This window comes from Bifidobacterium cebidarum (assembly GCF_009193305.1).
GTDB classification, from domain to species: domain Bacteria; phylum Actinomycetota; class Actinomycetes; order Actinomycetales; family Bifidobacteriaceae; genus Bifidobacterium; species Bifidobacterium cebidarum.
In genome coordinates this window covers 12,438-27,816 of sequence record NZ_WBVS01000001.1, presented here as the reverse complement: position 1 = coordinate 27,816, position 15,379 = coordinate 12,438, and the positions used below count along the sequence as shown (strand labels likewise).

Genomic DNA, 15,379 nt, shown 5'->3' with positions numbered 1-15,379 from the left:
TAAGAACCAAGGTGCCGCATACATAGCGCCAGTTTAGGCGATCGCGGTTGCTGATTGCGTAAGACAAAGAAGCCGCTAAGAGTTAACTTTGACGTTGAATGGGCGTGGAGGTGCATTCAACTAGCTGTCTTAGCGTAACAGTGTGAGCAAGGGCATGGATCGCCGGCAGTGGACCGGCAGGCGGCCTAAGGTCGCCATGGCAGTAATCATCGCGACCGTACTTACGTTTCTTACCGTACCTAACGCTGTTGCAGGAGCAACGGGAACCGTTCCTTTTTCCGGGAATGATGCCGCAACAGGTACTAGAACGGTGACAATCGCCGATATCACCGATTTTCATGGACACATCGAGCGCGGTGCGGACAATGCTGCCGCGTTTACGCTGGCGGACAGCCATAATCCCGGCAATATGGTGCCGGTGTCCACCGGAGACTTGGTCGGCGGTTCTCCGTATGAATCCGCAGTGGCCAAGGATCAGCCGACGTTGGATATGGCAAAATCCTGGGGATTGACGATTTCCGCAGTCGGCAATCACGAATTCGATCGTTCGGTGGCTGATTTCAATAACCGGATTGCTTCGCCGGCCAATGGCATTGATTGGCTGTGCGCCAATACATCCGCTCGTAACAAGGCTGCAGGCGGCAAATTGAGCCGGGTCAAGGAGTATACGATTCGTGAGGTCAACGGCAAGCGCATCGGATTCGTTGGCGCATTGACTGATGCGTTGGGATCCGTGGCGACGCCGCAAATCACGAAGGATGCCGATCTGGACGAGCGTGCGGTGGATGCCGTCAACCGTGTGGCCCATGAACTCAAGCAATCCGGCAAGACGGATGCTGTGGTGGCGTTGATTCACGCTGATGCCACGGCCGCTCAGGGCCTTGGCAAGGATGTGGATGTGGTGTATACCGGCCACACGCATGCACTGAAGTACGGACGTACGGATGGGGGAGCCCCTATCTATGAGGCTGGCAGTTTTGGCCGTGCGATGGCGGTGCAGGATCTGATTATCACCGGGCACGGTCGTCGTGCCAAAGTCACCGTGGAGAATGTCGACCTTGGCAATGGCACCGAACAGGCATCGCCAAGGGTCCCCGGCGTGATTCGCGTGGAAGGTCTTGATGCGCACACCACCCAATCGGCATGGATGTCTGCGGGCTCGACTGGCGAAAGTATGGTGAACCACTCCCAGCAGGTATTTACTGCGGCTCAAGCACATGCGGCTCAGGTGGGTGATGCAACGGTTGGCACATTGGCCGCCGGCGCGAACTTTGATAAACGCATCGAAAATGGTCAGGAAGATTCGGTGGGCCGTTTGGTGGCGGACGCCAACAGGTCTATGATTCAACGCGCTGTATATGCTGGTGAGCGTTTACCGGTGATTGGCTTTTCCAATGATGGCAGCCTGCGCACTGCGAAACTCGACATGGATGGCAATGGCAGGGTCAGTGTGCGTGAAGTGGACTCGTTGATGGCACTGCAGTTCAAAGCCGCGCACGAAACATTGACCGGTGAAGATGTGAAGCGTGTATTGGCTGAGCAGTTCCGATTCAAGGACGGTCAGTTGAAGCGTCGCTGGATTGGGATCTCCTCGAATGTGAGCTATCGATTTGTGGAACGGAATCTGGCCGGAACAGAGGATAATGCGCAGCTCAACACCAGCTTTGATGGTGATGACGATACTCGTGCGGTTGATATTACTGATCTGATGATTGATGGTAGGCCAGTCGCTGATGATGAACTGGTGATTATCGCGTCGAATTCCTATCTGCTCCAGGGCGGCGATGATTACCATGCCTTCCGTGCGGGAACGAATTATGGCGAACTGAACATGTCATATAGCGAACCGTTGAAGCAGTATCTGGCCACGCATCCCGCGCTCGCTCCGGCGAAGGTGCCGCAAACCGGTATGAAGGCCTAGATGGGAACCAGGCCTTGTGTAGGGGGCGCAATCTCCTGATACAAACCACCGATAACGATGATGCCCGCCAGATCACTCTGACGGGCATCATTCGCGTTGCGACGCTATTGAATCCTGGGAAAGATTACTTAATGGCGTTCAGCCACTGTTCCTTGGTGGCCTTCTCAGCCTCAAGCTTGGCTTTCTTCTTCGGATCGGACTCAGCGGCGATCTTGGCGTCGAGCTCGGCGAGCTGAGCGTTCAGCTGCTCTTCGAAGCTGGACTTGCGGGCATCAGCCTCCGGATCGGACTGCTTCCAAGCGGCATCCTCAACGGACTTGATCTGCTTGTCCACAGCGTCCAGACGGTTCTCGATGCGACGCATATCCTCGCGCGGCACGTAGCCGATCTGATCCCACTCTTCCTGAATCTTGGCCAGCTCCTGACGTGCCTTCTTGGCTTCGGCGTCGGTCTTGACCGGCACCAGAGCCTCGGCCTTGACCAGCAGCTCTTCCTTCTTGGCCAGATTCTCCTTCTCGGCGGTGTTCATCTGGTCACGATCGGCCTGACGGGCGTTGAAGAAGGCGTCAGCGGCCTCGCGGAACTTGCCCCACAGCTCGTCGTCCTCGGTACGGCCTGCGCGACCGGCCTTCTTCCAACGATCCATCAGATCGTTGAACTTGCGGGAGGTCTCGCCCCAGGCGGTGGAATCCTTCAGCTCGTTGGCCTCGGCGATGATGGCTTCCTTGACTTCCTTGGCGTGGTTACGCTCGTTGTCGCGGGCCTGGGCCCACTTGCGGCGAGCCTGGTTGAAGGTGGTGCGGGCAGCGGAGAAGCGCTTCCACAGGGCTTCGGCCTCCGGCTTGTCGATGCGGATGGTGGTGCGCTGGTGGTTCTGCCACTCGTCGAACAGGTTGCGGAACTTGTCGGCGGTGGAGCGCCAGTTGGTGTTGTCACCCAAGGATGCGGCCAGGGCTTCGGCCTTCTCCACGATGGCGGTGCGCTCGGCGACGGCCTTGGCAATGGCTGCCTTGCGGGCCTCGGCCAAAGCGGCCTTCTTGGCTTCGCCGGCGGCCTTGAGCTCCTCGAACTGGGCCTTCAGCGCGGCGATATCGCCCACCACGGCCGGCTCATTGGTTTCTTCGCCCAAGAGCTTCAGGGACTCATCGATTTCACGAGCCTTGACGCTCGGGGAATTCAGACGGCCGGCCAGCAGATCAAGCTTGGCCTTCAAATCCAGGAAACGGCGGGCGTACAGTGCCAGTGCCTCTTCCTTGGAAGCATCCGGGAACTGACCGACCTCGCGCTCGGTCTCGCCGTCCTTCACGAACACGGTGCCGTTCTCGTCCACGCGGCCAAAGGCTTCGGCAGCCTTGACATCATCCTCGGAATAAGCGGCGGTGGAGGTCGGGGCGGCGGCGTGCTGCTTGGCCGGGGTCTTCTTGGCGAATGCGGCGGGGGAGGGGGCGTGCGGCTTCGGCATCGAAGCGGGAGTCGGCTTAGCCTCGCTGACCGCGGGTGCGGGTGTCGTTGCCTGCTCTTCGGTTGCAGCGGTGTTTTCGGTTTCGGTGACAGTCTCGTCGGCCATGGCCAGCTCCTTACAAGCGTAGTGTGAGTGAGTGGAAGCGCCTCGCATACCGGAAAATGGCATGGCTTGACGCAACCCTCACCTATTATATTGATTTCGTGGCTAAAGGTGCATCAATATCAGGATTCCCGGAGTGGCTCCCCTCCGAACGTGTTGTGGAGCAGCGTGTTATCGACACGCTTCGCAAGGTTTTTGAGCTCAATGGCTTCATCGGCATTGAGACCAGAGCGGTGGAAACTGGCGCTTCCCTGCTGAAAAAGGGCGAGACCAGCAAGGAGATCTACCTGCTGAGCCGTCTGCAGGAGGTCGGTCATGAATCCGACACTCCCATCGAGGAGCGTCTGGGTCTGCATTTCGATCTGACCGTGCCGCTGAGCCGGTATGTGGTCGAGCATTCGGGCGCGCTGGCCTTCCCGTTCAAGCGTTGGCAGATTCAGAAGGTCTGGCGTGGCGAGCGTCCGCAGGAGGGTCGTTTCCGAGAGTTCGTGCAGGCCGATATCGACGTGATCGGTGCCGGCGAGCTGCCGGACCACTACGAAGTCGAACTGCCGCTGGTCATGGTTTCCGCGCTGGAGGAGTTGCGTGCTTATGGACTTCCGAAGGCTACCGTGCATGCCAACAACCGCAAGCTGTCCGAAGGTTTCTACCGTGGTCTTGGCCTGACGGATATCGAAGGTGTGCTGCGCGAGATCGACAAGCTCGACAAGATCGGCGCTGACGAAGTGGCCCGACTGCTCACCGAAAGCTGTGGTGCCACCGAGGCACAGGCACGCGCCTGCCTCGAACTCGCCGAGCTGACCGCGGCGGATGGCAAGGAACTGGCTGAAAAGTTCGACGCGCTGTGCGCCGAGCATGGCATCGCGCAGGAGAGCGACGCATATGCGCTGGCTCGTCAGGGCCTCGATACGCTGGCCATGATTGTGGACGAAGCCGCTGTGATTCGCCCAGGCTCGGTCATTGCCGACCTGAAGATCGCGCGTGGTCTGGATTACTACACCGGTTCCGTGTACGAGACCTTCCTTGACGGTGCTGCATCCCTCGGTTCCATCTGCTCCGGTGGCCGTTACGACAATCTGGCCTCCCAGGGCAACCGCAAGTACCCGGGTGTGGGCCTGTCCATCGGTCTGAGCCGACTGGTGAGCTACATGCTGCACACCGCGGGCGCCCACGCCAACCGTGTTTCCCCGGCTGCCGTGCTCGTGGCTGTGTGGAACGAGGAAGATCGTCCGGCTGCCAACCGCATCGCCGCCCAGCTGCGTGCCCGTGGCATCGCCACCGATGTGGCACCTACCGCGGCCAAGCTCGGCAAGCAGATCAAGTATGCGGACAAGCTCGGTATCCCTTATGTGTGGTTCCCGGCCAGCGCCGCCGACGGCGAGAACGGCGAAGCCGCGGGTGATGAGGTCAAGAACATCGTCACCGGCGAGCAGGTTGCCGCTGATTGCACGTCTTGGGAGCCGGATACTGTGGTTGCCCAGCAAACCGTCGAAATCTGACGAATTCGCGCGAAAAATCGAGGAGAAATAAGACAATGAGCCAGACGGCTTACAGAACACATCATGCCACTGACGTGACCGAGGCACTGGTTGGCCAGAAGGTCACCCTCGCCGGTTGGGTCGACCGTCGTCGCGACCACGGCGGCGTGGCCTTCATCGACCTTCGCGACAACACCGGTTTGGTGCAGGTCGTTATCTATGACGAGGAAGTGGCCCGCCCGCTGCGTTCCGAGTTCGTGATCCAGGTCACCGGTGAGGTGCGCCTGCGTCCGGACGGCAACGAGAACACCCACCTGGCCACCGGCAAGATCGAGGTCGTTGCCGAGAACATCGAGATTCTCGCCAAGGCCGATGCCCTGCCGTTCCAGGTGTCCACCGCTCTGGAGAACGAATCCGAGAACAAGCTGCCCGGTGAGGACGTCCGTCTGAAGTACCGCTACCTCGACCTTCGCCGCCCGTCCATGCAGCACAACCTGAAGCTGCGCTCCGACATGGCCAAGGCCGCTCGCCACGCCCTCGAAGACATGGACTTCACCGAGGTCGAGACCCCGACCTTCATCAAGTCCACTCCGGAAGGCGCCCGCGACTTCCTGGTGCCGGCCCGTCTGGTGCCGGGCTCCTGGTACGCCCTGCCGCAGTCCCCGCAGCTTCTGAAGCAGCTGCTCATGGTCTCCGGCGTCGAGCGCTACTACCAGCTGGCTCGCTGCTATCGTGACGAGGACTTCCGCGCCGATCGCCAGCCTGAGTTCACCCAGCTCGATATGGAGATGAGCTTCGTCGACCAGGAAGACGTGATGGCCATGGCCGAGAAGGTCATCGCCGCCATCTGGAAGACCGCTGGCTATGAAGTCCAGCTGCCGCTGCCGCGCATCACCTGGCAGGAAGCCATGGATAAGTACGGTTCCGACAAGCCGGATCTGCGCTTCGGCAACCCGCTGGTCGAGCTCACCGATTACTTCAAGAACACCCCGTTCCGTGTGTTCCAGGCTCCGTACGTGGGTGCTGTGCTCTTCAAGGGCGGTGCTTCCACGCCTCGTCGCCAGTTCGACGCATGGCAGGAATGGGCCAAGCAGCGCGGCGCCAAGGGCCTCGCCTACGTGGTCTTCGCCGAAGACGGCGAGCTGAAGGGCCCTGTGGCCAAGAACCTGTCCGAGGAAGAGCGCGCCGGTCTGCGCGAGGCCGTTGGCGCCGAGCCTGGCGACGCCGTGTTCTTCGCCGCCGGTTCCCGCGAATCCTCCCAGCTGCTGCTGGGTGCCGCTCGTGTGGAGCTCGCCCGCCGTGAGGGTCTGCTGGATCCGAAGAAGTTCGCCTTCACCTGGGTTGTCGACTTCCCGCTGTTCAAGCCCACCGACGACCCGGATGATGACGACGTTGCAGTCGGCCACTCCAAGTGGACCTCCATGCACCACCCGTTCACCATGCCGAGCAAGGATTGGATCGACAAGTTCGACAAGGATCCTGAGCACGCCATGTCCGACTCCTACGACATCGTCTGCAACGGCGAGGAGATGGGCGGCGGTTCCGTGCGTATCCACCGCGACGACATTCAGGATCGTGTCCTCAACGTGCTGGGCATCTCCCCGGAGGAAGCCCAGGAGAAGTTCGGCTTCCTGCTCGAGGCCTTCAAGTACGGCGCTCCGCCGCACGCGGGCATTGCCCTCGGCTGGGACCGCACCGTGTCCATCCTGGCCGGTGCCGAGACCATCCGCGACGTCATCGCCTTCCCGAAGGCCGGTGGCGGCCGTGATCCGCTGACCGGTGCTCCGGCTCCGATCACCGACGAGCAGCGTGCTGAGACCGGCGTCGATTACGATCCGGACGAAGAGTAAAACTGAATAATGGAGCGTTAGCTGCGTTGCTCCTCGGTCGACGTACCTTCGTACGCCTTCCCTCGGTGCGCCTTGCTACCGCACGCATTATTCCGTTTTCCTGTGAAAACGCGTGAAAATAATAACGCTTCATAGCTAATGCGAATAGCGCCAGTGGCATGTGCTGCTGGCGCTTTCGCTATTCTGGGCCCCGTTCATTCGCATAATGAGGGGGCATGGCTATGACGTTGGAGATTCTGGACTGGCATGACGGGGGTCTGCTGGCCAAGCCGGTGTTCGACAAGCTGAATGCACTGGTGGCGGCCGGCGTGCCTGAGGAGAAGATCCTCGGTGTGACCATCAACACCGATGAGGAGTCGGACACCGACCTGTGGTGCCCGAAATATGACATCCCGTTCGAAATCACCGGCAATGTGGTAGTGGTCCACACCCATAAGACCCGCAAGGCGCCGCCGCAATTCGCGGCCGCATTCGTTACCGCCGATACCCGTGCGGACCTGAATGGCGTGGTCAAGCACACGCTTGAGGTTTCCAAGGTGAGTTTCGCGCCGATTGATGCGGCAGTGGAGGCGACCGGCATGGAATCCGGCGGCATGTCTCCAATCGGTTTGCCGGATGGTTGGCCGCTGCTTGTCGACCAGCATATCCTTTCGATCCCGAAGCTGTACCTGGGTTCCGGCGTCCGCCCATCCAAACTGGTGGTGGATGGCTCGATTTTCGCTGATATCCCAGGTGTGCGATTTGTCTCTGCGCTAGGCAAGCCACGTGGATGAGGCAAGGGGGACTCTTCGCTGACGATTGCCATCGTCGCCATCGATATTCACGGTTGGGTATGACGTATCCGCTGTAATATCGATGTGAGCGTTCACGATTGCTGCTGCCGCGCCGGTGATAGTTTTTATCTCATATTATGAACGCTTATCGTCCGGCAAGTGTTATTCCGGTAACACAGTGCCGTTATACTGACCGCTTATGTCAGAGAAACAAGAAGAAAAGCGCTCAGTGGCACCGCTGGTGCCGGGCAATGAACCCGCAGGACGACCGCTGGTCGAACTGACCCACGTGGAGAAGCACTTCGGCGACCTCCATGTTCTGAAAGACATTAATCTCACCGTGACCAAGGGCGAGGTGCTCGTGGTCGTCGGTCCTTCCGGCTCCGGCAAGTCCACGATGTGCCGCACCATCAACCGTCTGGAAACCATTGACTCCGGCGACATCCGCATTGACGGCAAGCCGCTGCCCCAGGAGGGCAAGGAACTCGCCAGCCTGCGCGCTGAAGTGGGCATGGTGTTCCAGTCCTTCAACCTGTTCGCCAACAAGACCATTCTCGAAAACGTAACGCTCGCTCCGATCAAGGTACGCCACATGGACAAGAAGGAAGCCGAGCAGCTCGCCATGGATCTGCTCGACCGCGTCGGCGTGGCCAGCCAGGCCAACAAGATGCCGTCCCAGCTTTCCGGCGGCCAGCAGCAGCGTGTGGCCATCGCCCGCGCTCTCGCGATGCGCCCAAAGGTCATGCTGTTCGACGAGCCGACCTCCGCACTTGATCCGGAAATGGTCAACGAGGTCCTTGACGTGATGGTCGAGCTCGCCCATGAAGGCATGACGATGATCTGCGTGACCCACGAGATGGGCTTCGCGCGCAAGGCCGCCGACCGTATCGTGTTCATGGCCAACGGCCAGATTCTCGAGGAAAACACTCCGGACGAGTTCTTCGAGCATCCGCAGACCGATCGTGCCAAGGACTTCCTCTCGAAGATCCTCACCCACTGAACGAGGGGGCACGTATGACATTGAGCAAACGATTCAAACGTACGGCGGGTCGCATCATCGCGGCCGCCTGCGCTTTGGCCTGCACCATGTCGCTTGCGGCATGCGGACAGGACGAAGCCGGCAAGATCCGCATCGGCATCAAATTCGACCAGCCGGGCCTGGGCTTCAAGAAGTCCGGCACCTATGTGGGCTTCGACGTGGATGTGGCCAAGTACATCGCCAAGAAACTCGGCTACTCCGAAGATGAGATCATCTGGAAGGAAGCCCCTTCCAAGCAGCGTGAGGCCATGCTGCAGAACGGTGATGTGGACATGATTCTCGCCACCTATTCCATTACGGACGAGCGTAAGAAGGCCGTCTCCTTCGCCGGCCCGTATTTCGTGGCCGGTCAGGATCTTCTGGTTCGCAAGGACGACCAGTCCATCAACGGCCCGGAAGACTTGAACGGCAAGCGGCTGTGCTCGGTGACCGGTTCGACCTCCGCCGCAACCGTCAAGGAGAAGTTCGCTTCCGAAGTGCAGCTTATGGAGCAGCCCGGTTATGCCGAATGCGCCACCGCACTGTTCTCCGGCATCGTGGACGCGGTGACCACCGACGACATCATTCTTGCGGGTCTCGCCTCCGCTTCCCGCGGCAAGCTTCGCGTGGTCGGCAAGCCGTTCACGCAGGAGTATTATGGCGTGGGCATCAAGAAGGGTGACACACAGTTCGCCACGAAGATCAACAACGCCATCGTGGATATGATTCAGGATGGTTCCTGGGAGAACGCCATCAGCGACAACACCAAGGGAACCAACTACACGCCGGACGTGCGCTACAACCCACCCACTCCAGATGAGGGGGAGGATGCCTGATGAACGGATTCTTGGAACTGTTTTCCCAGTATGACGTGCTTGGCGCGTTCCTGGTCAACATCGAACTGACGCTGTGGAGCACGCTGTTCTCGCTGATTCTCGGTGTGATTCTTGTGGTGATGCGTATTTCGCCGATTTCCTCGCTGCGAGCGGTGGCCGGCGCCTACGTGGAGCTGTTCAAGAACCTGCCGCTGACCATCATCATGGTGTTCATGGTGCTTGGCGCTTACGCACAGCTGAAGCTCACCTTCTCCGACACGTTCGCCACGAACTTCTTCTGGCTGGCCGTGACCGGTTTGAGCCTCTACACGGCGGCATTCGTCTGCGAATCCTTGCGTTCCGGCATCAACACCGTGCCGCTCGGCCAGGCCGAAGCCGCACGCGCATTGGGCCTGGGCTTCATGCAGTCCGCTACGGAAATCATTCTGCCGCAGGCATTCCGCGGTTCGGTGGCTCCGCTCGGCAACACGCTGATCGCATTGCTGAAGAACTCCACCGTAGCCGCCGCCGCATCGGTTTCCACGGAAACCTCTTCCCTGATGAGCCAGATGATCGAGTTCCGCCCGGATGTGATCATCCAGATCTTCCTGATCTTCGCATTCGGTTACGTGATTCTGATCATCCCGATCGGCATGCTCACCACGTACCTATCCAACAAGCTCGCCGTGAGGAGGTGACCAATGGCTGATACTTCGAATTCTGTTCTGTTCGATGCCCCAGGTCCGAAGGGCCGCCGCACCATTCGCATTATCAACTGGGTGGCAGGCTTCCTCTTCGCCGTGGTGTTGGTGCTCATCCTGATGCGACTGCACAATCCGCCGGACGGTGAAAACCAGTTGAGCTGGGAGCTATGGAAGCCGGCCGTCGAGCGTGAGGCTTGGACCGACTTCTATCTGCCTGGCTTGTGGATGACCATCAAGGCCACCGTGCTCGCAGTGATCGGCGCCGTGGCGTTCGGCCTGGTCTTTGGCGTTGGCCGATTGCTGCCGAACCCGTTGCTGCGCGGCATTTCCGCCGTCATCGTGGAGTTCTGCCGTGCGGTGCCGGTGCTGCTGCTGATGATCTTCTTCTGGCGTTGGTTCGCGTTCGCGGGCCTGCCCAGCCCTTCCTACTGGGCCGTGGTCATAGCCTTGGTGCTGTACAACGGCTCGGTGGTCGCCGAATTGGTGCGCTCCGGCGTGGGCAACCTGCCGGGTGGCCAGCGTGAGGCGTCGCTCGCCTTGGGATTGACCGAAACCCAGTCGCTGATGGAGATCGAAGTGCCGCAGGCCGTCTACGCCATGCTGCCGGCCGCCGTCACCCAGCTGGTCGTGGTGCTGAAGGATACCGCTCTGGGCTCCATCATCATGTACACCGATCTGCTGCAGGAATCCCGTCGACTCGGCTCGATGTACTTCAACATCCTGCAGACGCTGGTCATGGCCGCGGTAATCTACTTCATCGCCTGCTGGCTGCTCTCCAGGCTCGCCGAATGGTTGCCTGAGCGCATGCAGCAGCGCACTGCGGCTCCGGCTGAGCCCGAACCGGTCGCGCCGATTGCAGCAGGCGACGCCTCCAACGTCAACCAGATCGCAGTGGCCAAGGAAGTCGAGGAGCTGCCGCTCGGCGGCACGCCGCGTAAGTACCATGTGCATCACCGTGGCACCAACGCCTCGATTCGCAACTGGCGAAAGACCAAGTACGAACAAGGCTACGATGTCACGCATCCTGAGACCATCAAGGAACAGGATCGTGAGAACGGCAAACCGTCGACCCCCAAGGCCAACGATCCGAAACTGTCCTCGAGCGAGCATGAACAGGCCGACCACGGCACCGTGTTCAAGCACGGCAACGATATCGGCAAAGGCCATGTGAAGTTCGGAGGCAAACCGAAGATCTGATCGATTCGGGCCTAAGCCGTGGCTAAGGTGGCACGAAGAGTTCACCAAGTGTTCTATCGTGCCCGAGGCTACGTAGCCTAACGGAGGATAGGTTGGAACGTATGAAGACGTTCCGGAACCTATCCTCCGTTTTTGCTGTTGCCGTATGTCTGCCTCTGGCGTTGGCCGCTGTGCCAGTAACCGCACAAGCCGACCAACTTCCCAATCCTGATTGGGTCTCGCTGCTGTCCGGCTATGAGAAAAACTACTGGCAGGCTCCGGTCGACGCCGAGCATGGCGGCAAAGTGCTGGACGCCAAAACCATGAAGCTGGACGAGGATTTGGCAGTCGAAATCAACCATCTGGGCGCCAAGAACGCCGACAAGAACGGACTGACCGCCCAGCGCAAACGAGCCCTGATCGATTCCGACCTCTACGGTGAAGAAACGCTGCCCGACTCGCTTGGGCCTGTACTCGGCCGATACATGCGTGAAGGCTTCAAGCAAGGCCGGCTCAATAAGATTTCCGACCTGTTCAAATTCAACGTGGCCTCCACCTTCCAATCCAAGCGCGCGGCCATGCATCCGCGTCCATACCTGGACCGTTCGCAAAGCACGTTGGGCGGCGCCAATGATCTGGCTGGCCTGCCGGCCACGCTCGACATCCAGCAGTCACCGTCATGGCTGGAGCATATTCCCGGTTATTCCACGTTGCAGAAAAACAGCTCCTACCCATCCGGTCACACTACAGGCGCCTATTCGTGGGGAATCGCGCTCGCTGGCATATTGCCGGAACTTGCTCCGCAAATCATGGCCCGCACCTCGGAAGCCGGCAACAACCGCATTGTGCTTGGCGTGCATTATCCGCTCGACATTATGGGCGGGCGCATCGGCGCCTCCGCACAGAATGGGCAATACTGGCATAACGAATTCGCCTCGTCGATCGTTCCCGCCGCCCGGCAATTGCGTGACTACCTGACCGAACGATGCAAAGCCGACCATCATGGCGATACGCTCACCGAATGCATCGCCAATGTGAAAGCCAATTCCACGGCGGGCTATACCAATGATTTTCTTGATCCCGTGGCCACCGAGCCGGTGAAGGACCAGGGCTCGGCAGTGCGCGTCTACACGGCGCGTATGACGTACACCTTCCCACAAGTCACATCGCAAGCAGGAGCCGAATTCAGCGCTCCTCGAGGTGCCGCCGACGTGCTGCGCCTTGCTTACCCGCAGCTGCATGCCGATCAGCGCAATGCGATTTTGAAAGCCACGGCCATCGATTCTGGCTATCCGTTATGGGAATCCTCAGAGGGCTGGCAGCGCATCAATTGGGCCAAAGCCTTATGCGCGCGGGTCACGCTCAACTCCAACGGCGATGTAACCAAAGTGGAAACCGCTGACAAGGTGACGCTTTCCGGCCCGACCGTGGTGAACGCGCAATATGCGAATAACGGCAATCATCCGGCATCGGACGTGGCGGCGGGGGAGAACAGCGTGAAGGCGGCCGGACCTGACCTCGCCACATTGCGAGGTGTGCAACAGCCTGCAATCACCGCCGTTGCCGTGGGCACGGTGGCTGCTCTGCTCATTGGCTTCCTGCTGCGCGCCCGCCGCAGGCGCTGATAAAGTTCGGCCAGAGTTCAACTTGCCGATTCCCCTCATTCTTCCGAATAGGGCATCCGATTCATGTTCGCTCCTTACGCTCGGCTCTAAGCCCATGATTGCTCAGCGGAAAGTCACCTTGACTTGAATCCGCTCATGGACGACCGAGGAAGGGGATTGAGCAGTGAAACAACACAACGAATTCAGACGAGGTGCGTCCCGCGCCATCGCACTCGTCGCCTCCATCGCCACGTTGGCGGGATTGGCCGGTATGGCACCTGCGGCATTTGCCGAACCGGCTACTTCTGAGCGGGTTCAATCAACCACTGTCGAAACGCCCAATGGAGTTGAAACCGATTCCGACTCGCTTAATCAGAACCAAGCTGGACGTCCTGACCAAAATGTTCACGAACAGTCTGCTGATACAAAGGAATCCGCCAAGACCACCATCAACCTGCTCAACACCAACGATTTCCATGGTCGTATCGACAAGAATCTGACTGTGCCGTTCGCCGCAACCGTTGAACAGCTCAAGGCCGAATATCCGAACAACTCGTTGCTGCTCGGTGCCGGCGACCTTATCGGTGCCTCGCTCTTCAACTCCTCCGTACAGAAGGACCAGCCTGCCATCGATGTGCTGAACGCCTTGGATTTGAAGGCATCCTCCGTGGGCAACCACGAGTTCGATCAAGGCTATGACGATCTGGTCAACCGTGTGATCGGCAAGGATGATGACCGCAACGCCAAGTGGGATTACCTCGGCGCTAACGTCTACAAGAAGGGCACCACGACCCCGGCGCTCAAGGAATACAGCATCCAGGATGTCGATGGCGTCAAGGTCGGCATCATCGGTGCCGTTACTCAGGAAACTCCCACGTTGGTTGCTCCCGATGGTGTGAAGAACCTGGACTTCGGCGACCCGGTGGAAGCCGTGAACCGTGTGGCCAAGCAGCTGACCGATGGCGACGAATCCAATGGTGAGGCCGATGTGCTCGTGGCTGAATACCATGAGGGTGCTCCTGAGGCCGAAGACGAATCCACCGGTAAGCCGACGTTGGATGAGCAGAAGGCCGCCAGCCCGGTGTTCAAGCACATCGTTGACGACACGGATCCTGCCGTCAACGCCATCTTCACCGGCCACACGCACATGAGGTACTCGTACACCGACCCGGCCAAGAACGGTCGTCCGATCATTCAGACCGGCAGCTATGCCGCTAATGTCGGTCAGGTCGTGCTTGACTATGATGAGGCCACCGGTCAGGTGACCTATGAGAAGACCGGTACCGTGGCCGTGGACACCAGTAAGTCCGATGACGAACTGGCGGCTTCCGGTGATGATGCGGTCAAGCAGGTCAAGTCCATTGTGGATGCGGCTGTGGCCAAGGGCACCGAGGAGGGCAACAAGGTGGTCGGCTCCGTTTCCGCCGACATCACCACCGCATTCAAGGATGGCAAGCGCGACGATCGTGGCTCTGAATCCACGCTGGGCAACCTGGTGGCTGATTCGCTGCTGGCTTCGCTCTCCAGCGCCGACCGCGGTGGCGCCGAAATCGGTGTGGTGAACCCCGGCGGTCTTCGCGCCGAGTTGTGCAAGAGCGGCGACAACGCCTCCTGCCCGCTGGCGGCCGATGGTTCCATCACCTACGCGCAAGCCAATGCCGTGCTGCCGTTCCTGAACAACCTGTGGACCACCACGCTGACTGGTGCTCAGTTCAAGGAAGCCTTGGAACAGCAGTGGCAGACCACTACGGACGGCACCACGCCATCTCGCCCGTACCTGCAGCTGGGCCTTTCGCACAACGTCTCCTACACCTATGATCCGAACGCCGAGCAGGGCCATCACATCATCTCGGTGACGGTGAACGGCAAGCCGCTCGACCTGAAGAAGAACTACCGTATCGGCTCCTTCAGCTTCCTGCTGCAGGGCGGTGACAACTTCCGTGTCTTCGCCCAGGGCGCCGACACCCGTGATTCCGGCTTGGTTGATCGTGACGCTTGGATCGAATACCTAGGCAAGAACGATCCAGTCTCCCCGCGTTACGACCGCCGTGCCGTGGCCGTGACCGGCATTCCAGCTGGTTCGATCAAGGCGGGAGATTCGTTCACGCTGAACTTCTCCAAGCTCACATTGACCTCGCTGGGTGTGCCGGCGGAAACCAAGCTGACCGCCACTATCAACGGCAAGACCGTGGGCGAGACGCCTGTCTCCAATGGTGATACCGCAACCCTCAAGGTGACGGTTCCGGCCGATGCCAAGGCCGGTGACGTGACACTGACCGTGGTCGGCGCCACGGACAAGACCACGGTGACATTGCCGCTGACCATCGCCGCAGGAGCCTCGAACGGAGGCTCTCAGCAGCCGGGCCAGCAAGCCAGCCAGCAGTCCGGCAAGAACAACGGCAACAAGACCGGTGTGGAGGGCCAAGCCAAGCGTACCGCGGACACCGGTGCCGCAATCGCTCCGATCGCAGCACTC

At 59.9% G+C, this 15,379-nt stretch carries 10 protein-coding genes and 1 pseudogene; 10 read left to right on the top strand and 1 reads right to left on the bottom strand.

Annotation, left to right across the window (positions count from 1 at the left end):
- Positions 1–154 precede the first annotated feature (154 nt).
- The gene (locus F7D08_RS00100) at positions 155–1,921 is read left to right on the top strand and encodes a bifunctional metallophosphatase/5'-nucleotidase (RefSeq protein ID WP_152209075.1); all 1,767 of its coding nucleotides are present in this window, start codon (positions 155–157) and stop codon (positions 1,919–1,921) included.
- A 124-nt stretch (positions 1,922–2,045) separates the two neighbouring features.
- Here F7D08_RS00100 and F7D08_RS00095 read toward each other — a convergent pair whose 3' ends face one another.
- Positions 2,046–3,488 carry a DUF349 domain-containing protein gene (locus F7D08_RS00095; protein ID WP_152208742.1) on the bottom strand — a complete coding sequence of 481 codons (1,443 nt, stop codon included), beginning with the start codon at positions 3,486–3,488 and terminating at the stop codon, positions 2,046–2,048.
- Between the two features lie 155 nt (positions 3,489–3,643).
- Here F7D08_RS00095 and hisS point away from each other — a divergent pair, with 155 nt between their 5' ends.
- The 9 genes and pseudogenes from hisS to F7D08_RS00050 all read left to right on the top strand — a co-directional run.
- The gene (gene hisS / locus F7D08_RS00090) at positions 3,644–4,984 is read left to right on the top strand and encodes a histidine--tRNA ligase (RefSeq protein WP_264371449.1); all 1,341 of its coding nucleotides are present in this window, start codon (positions 3,644–3,646) and stop codon (positions 4,982–4,984) included.
- A gap of 35 nt (positions 4,985–5,019) precedes the next feature.
- On the top strand, positions 5,020–6,813 hold the full coding sequence (gene aspS, locus F7D08_RS00085; protein WP_152208740.1) for an aspartate--tRNA ligase: 1,794 nt from the start codon (positions 5,020–5,022) through the stop codon (positions 6,811–6,813).
- 221 nt (positions 6,814–7,034) lie between these two features.
- A complete protein-coding gene (locus tag F7D08_RS00080) occupies positions 7,035–7,586 on the top strand; it encodes a YbaK/EbsC family protein (protein ID WP_152209074.1) in 552 nt (183 codons plus the stop codon).
- A 199-nt stretch (positions 7,587–7,785) separates the two neighbouring features.
- The gene (locus tag F7D08_RS00075) at positions 7,786–8,586 is read left to right on the top strand and encodes an amino acid ABC transporter ATP-binding protein (RefSeq protein ID WP_152208739.1); all 801 of its coding nucleotides are present in this window, start codon (positions 7,786–7,788) and stop codon (positions 8,584–8,586) included.
- A 14-nt stretch (positions 8,587–8,600) separates the two neighbouring features.
- The gene (locus F7D08_RS00070) at positions 8,601–9,440 is read left to right on the top strand and encodes a glutamate ABC transporter substrate-binding protein (RefSeq protein WP_152208738.1); all 840 of its coding nucleotides are present in this window, start codon (positions 8,601–8,603) and stop codon (positions 9,438–9,440) included.
- The gene (locus F7D08_RS00065) at positions 9,440–10,117 is read left to right on the top strand and encodes an amino acid ABC transporter permease (RefSeq protein ID WP_152208737.1); all 678 of its coding nucleotides are present in this window, start codon (positions 9,440–9,442) and stop codon (positions 10,115–10,117) included. Before F7D08_RS00070 ends, F7D08_RS00065 begins: the two co-directional genes overlap by 1 nt.
- Positions 10,118–10,120: 3 nt before the next feature.
- Positions 10,121–11,320, top strand: coding sequence for an amino acid ABC transporter permease (locus F7D08_RS00060; RefSeq protein WP_226803200.1), 1,200 nt, complete (start codon positions 10,121–10,123; stop codon positions 11,318–11,320).
- Between the two features lie 101 nt (positions 11,321–11,421).
- Complete coding sequence (locus F7D08_RS00055) at positions 11,422–12,924, top strand: acid phosphatase (protein WP_193316120.1); 1,503 nt, start codon at positions 11,422–11,424, stop codon at positions 12,922–12,924.
- A 424-nt stretch (positions 12,925–13,348) separates the two neighbouring features.
- Positions 13,349–15,275, top strand: a pseudogene (locus tag F7D08_RS00050) (bifunctional metallophosphatase/5'-nucleotidase); the annotation flags it as partial.
- Positions 15,276–15,379: the final 104 nt, after the last annotated feature.

Bases quoted from the DNA above. Each gene is read 5' to 3' on its own strand.
- F7D08_RS00060 (WP_226803200.1), top strand. From the start codon at position 10,121: ATGGCTGATACTTCGAATTCTGTTCTGTTCGATGCCCCAGGTCCGAAG.
- F7D08_RS00075 (WP_152208739.1), top strand. From the start codon at position 7,786: ATGTCAGAGAAACAAGAAGAAAAGCGCTCAGTGGCACCGCTGGTGCCG.
- F7D08_RS00065 (WP_152208737.1), top strand. From the start codon at position 9,440: ATGAACGGATTCTTGGAACTGTTTTCCCAGTATGACGTGCTTGGCGCG.
- aspS (WP_152208740.1), top strand. From the start codon at position 5,020: ATGAGCCAGACGGCTTACAGAACACATCATGCCACTGACGTGACCGAG.
- F7D08_RS00070 (WP_152208738.1), top strand. From the start codon at position 8,601: ATGACATTGAGCAAACGATTCAAACGTACGGCGGGTCGCATCATCGCG.
- F7D08_RS00055 (WP_193316120.1), top strand. From the start codon at position 11,422: ATGAAGACGTTCCGGAACCTATCCTCCGTTTTTGCTGTTGCCGTATGT.
- F7D08_RS00100 (WP_152209075.1), top strand. From the start codon at position 155: ATGGATCGCCGGCAGTGGACCGGCAGGCGGCCTAAGGTCGCCATGGCA.
- F7D08_RS00095 (WP_152208742.1), bottom strand. From the start codon at position 3,488: ATGGCCGACGAGACTGTCACCGAAACCGAAAACACCGCTGCAACCGAA.
- F7D08_RS00080 (WP_152209074.1), top strand. From the start codon at position 7,035: ATGACGTTGGAGATTCTGGACTGGCATGACGGGGGTCTGCTGGCCAAG.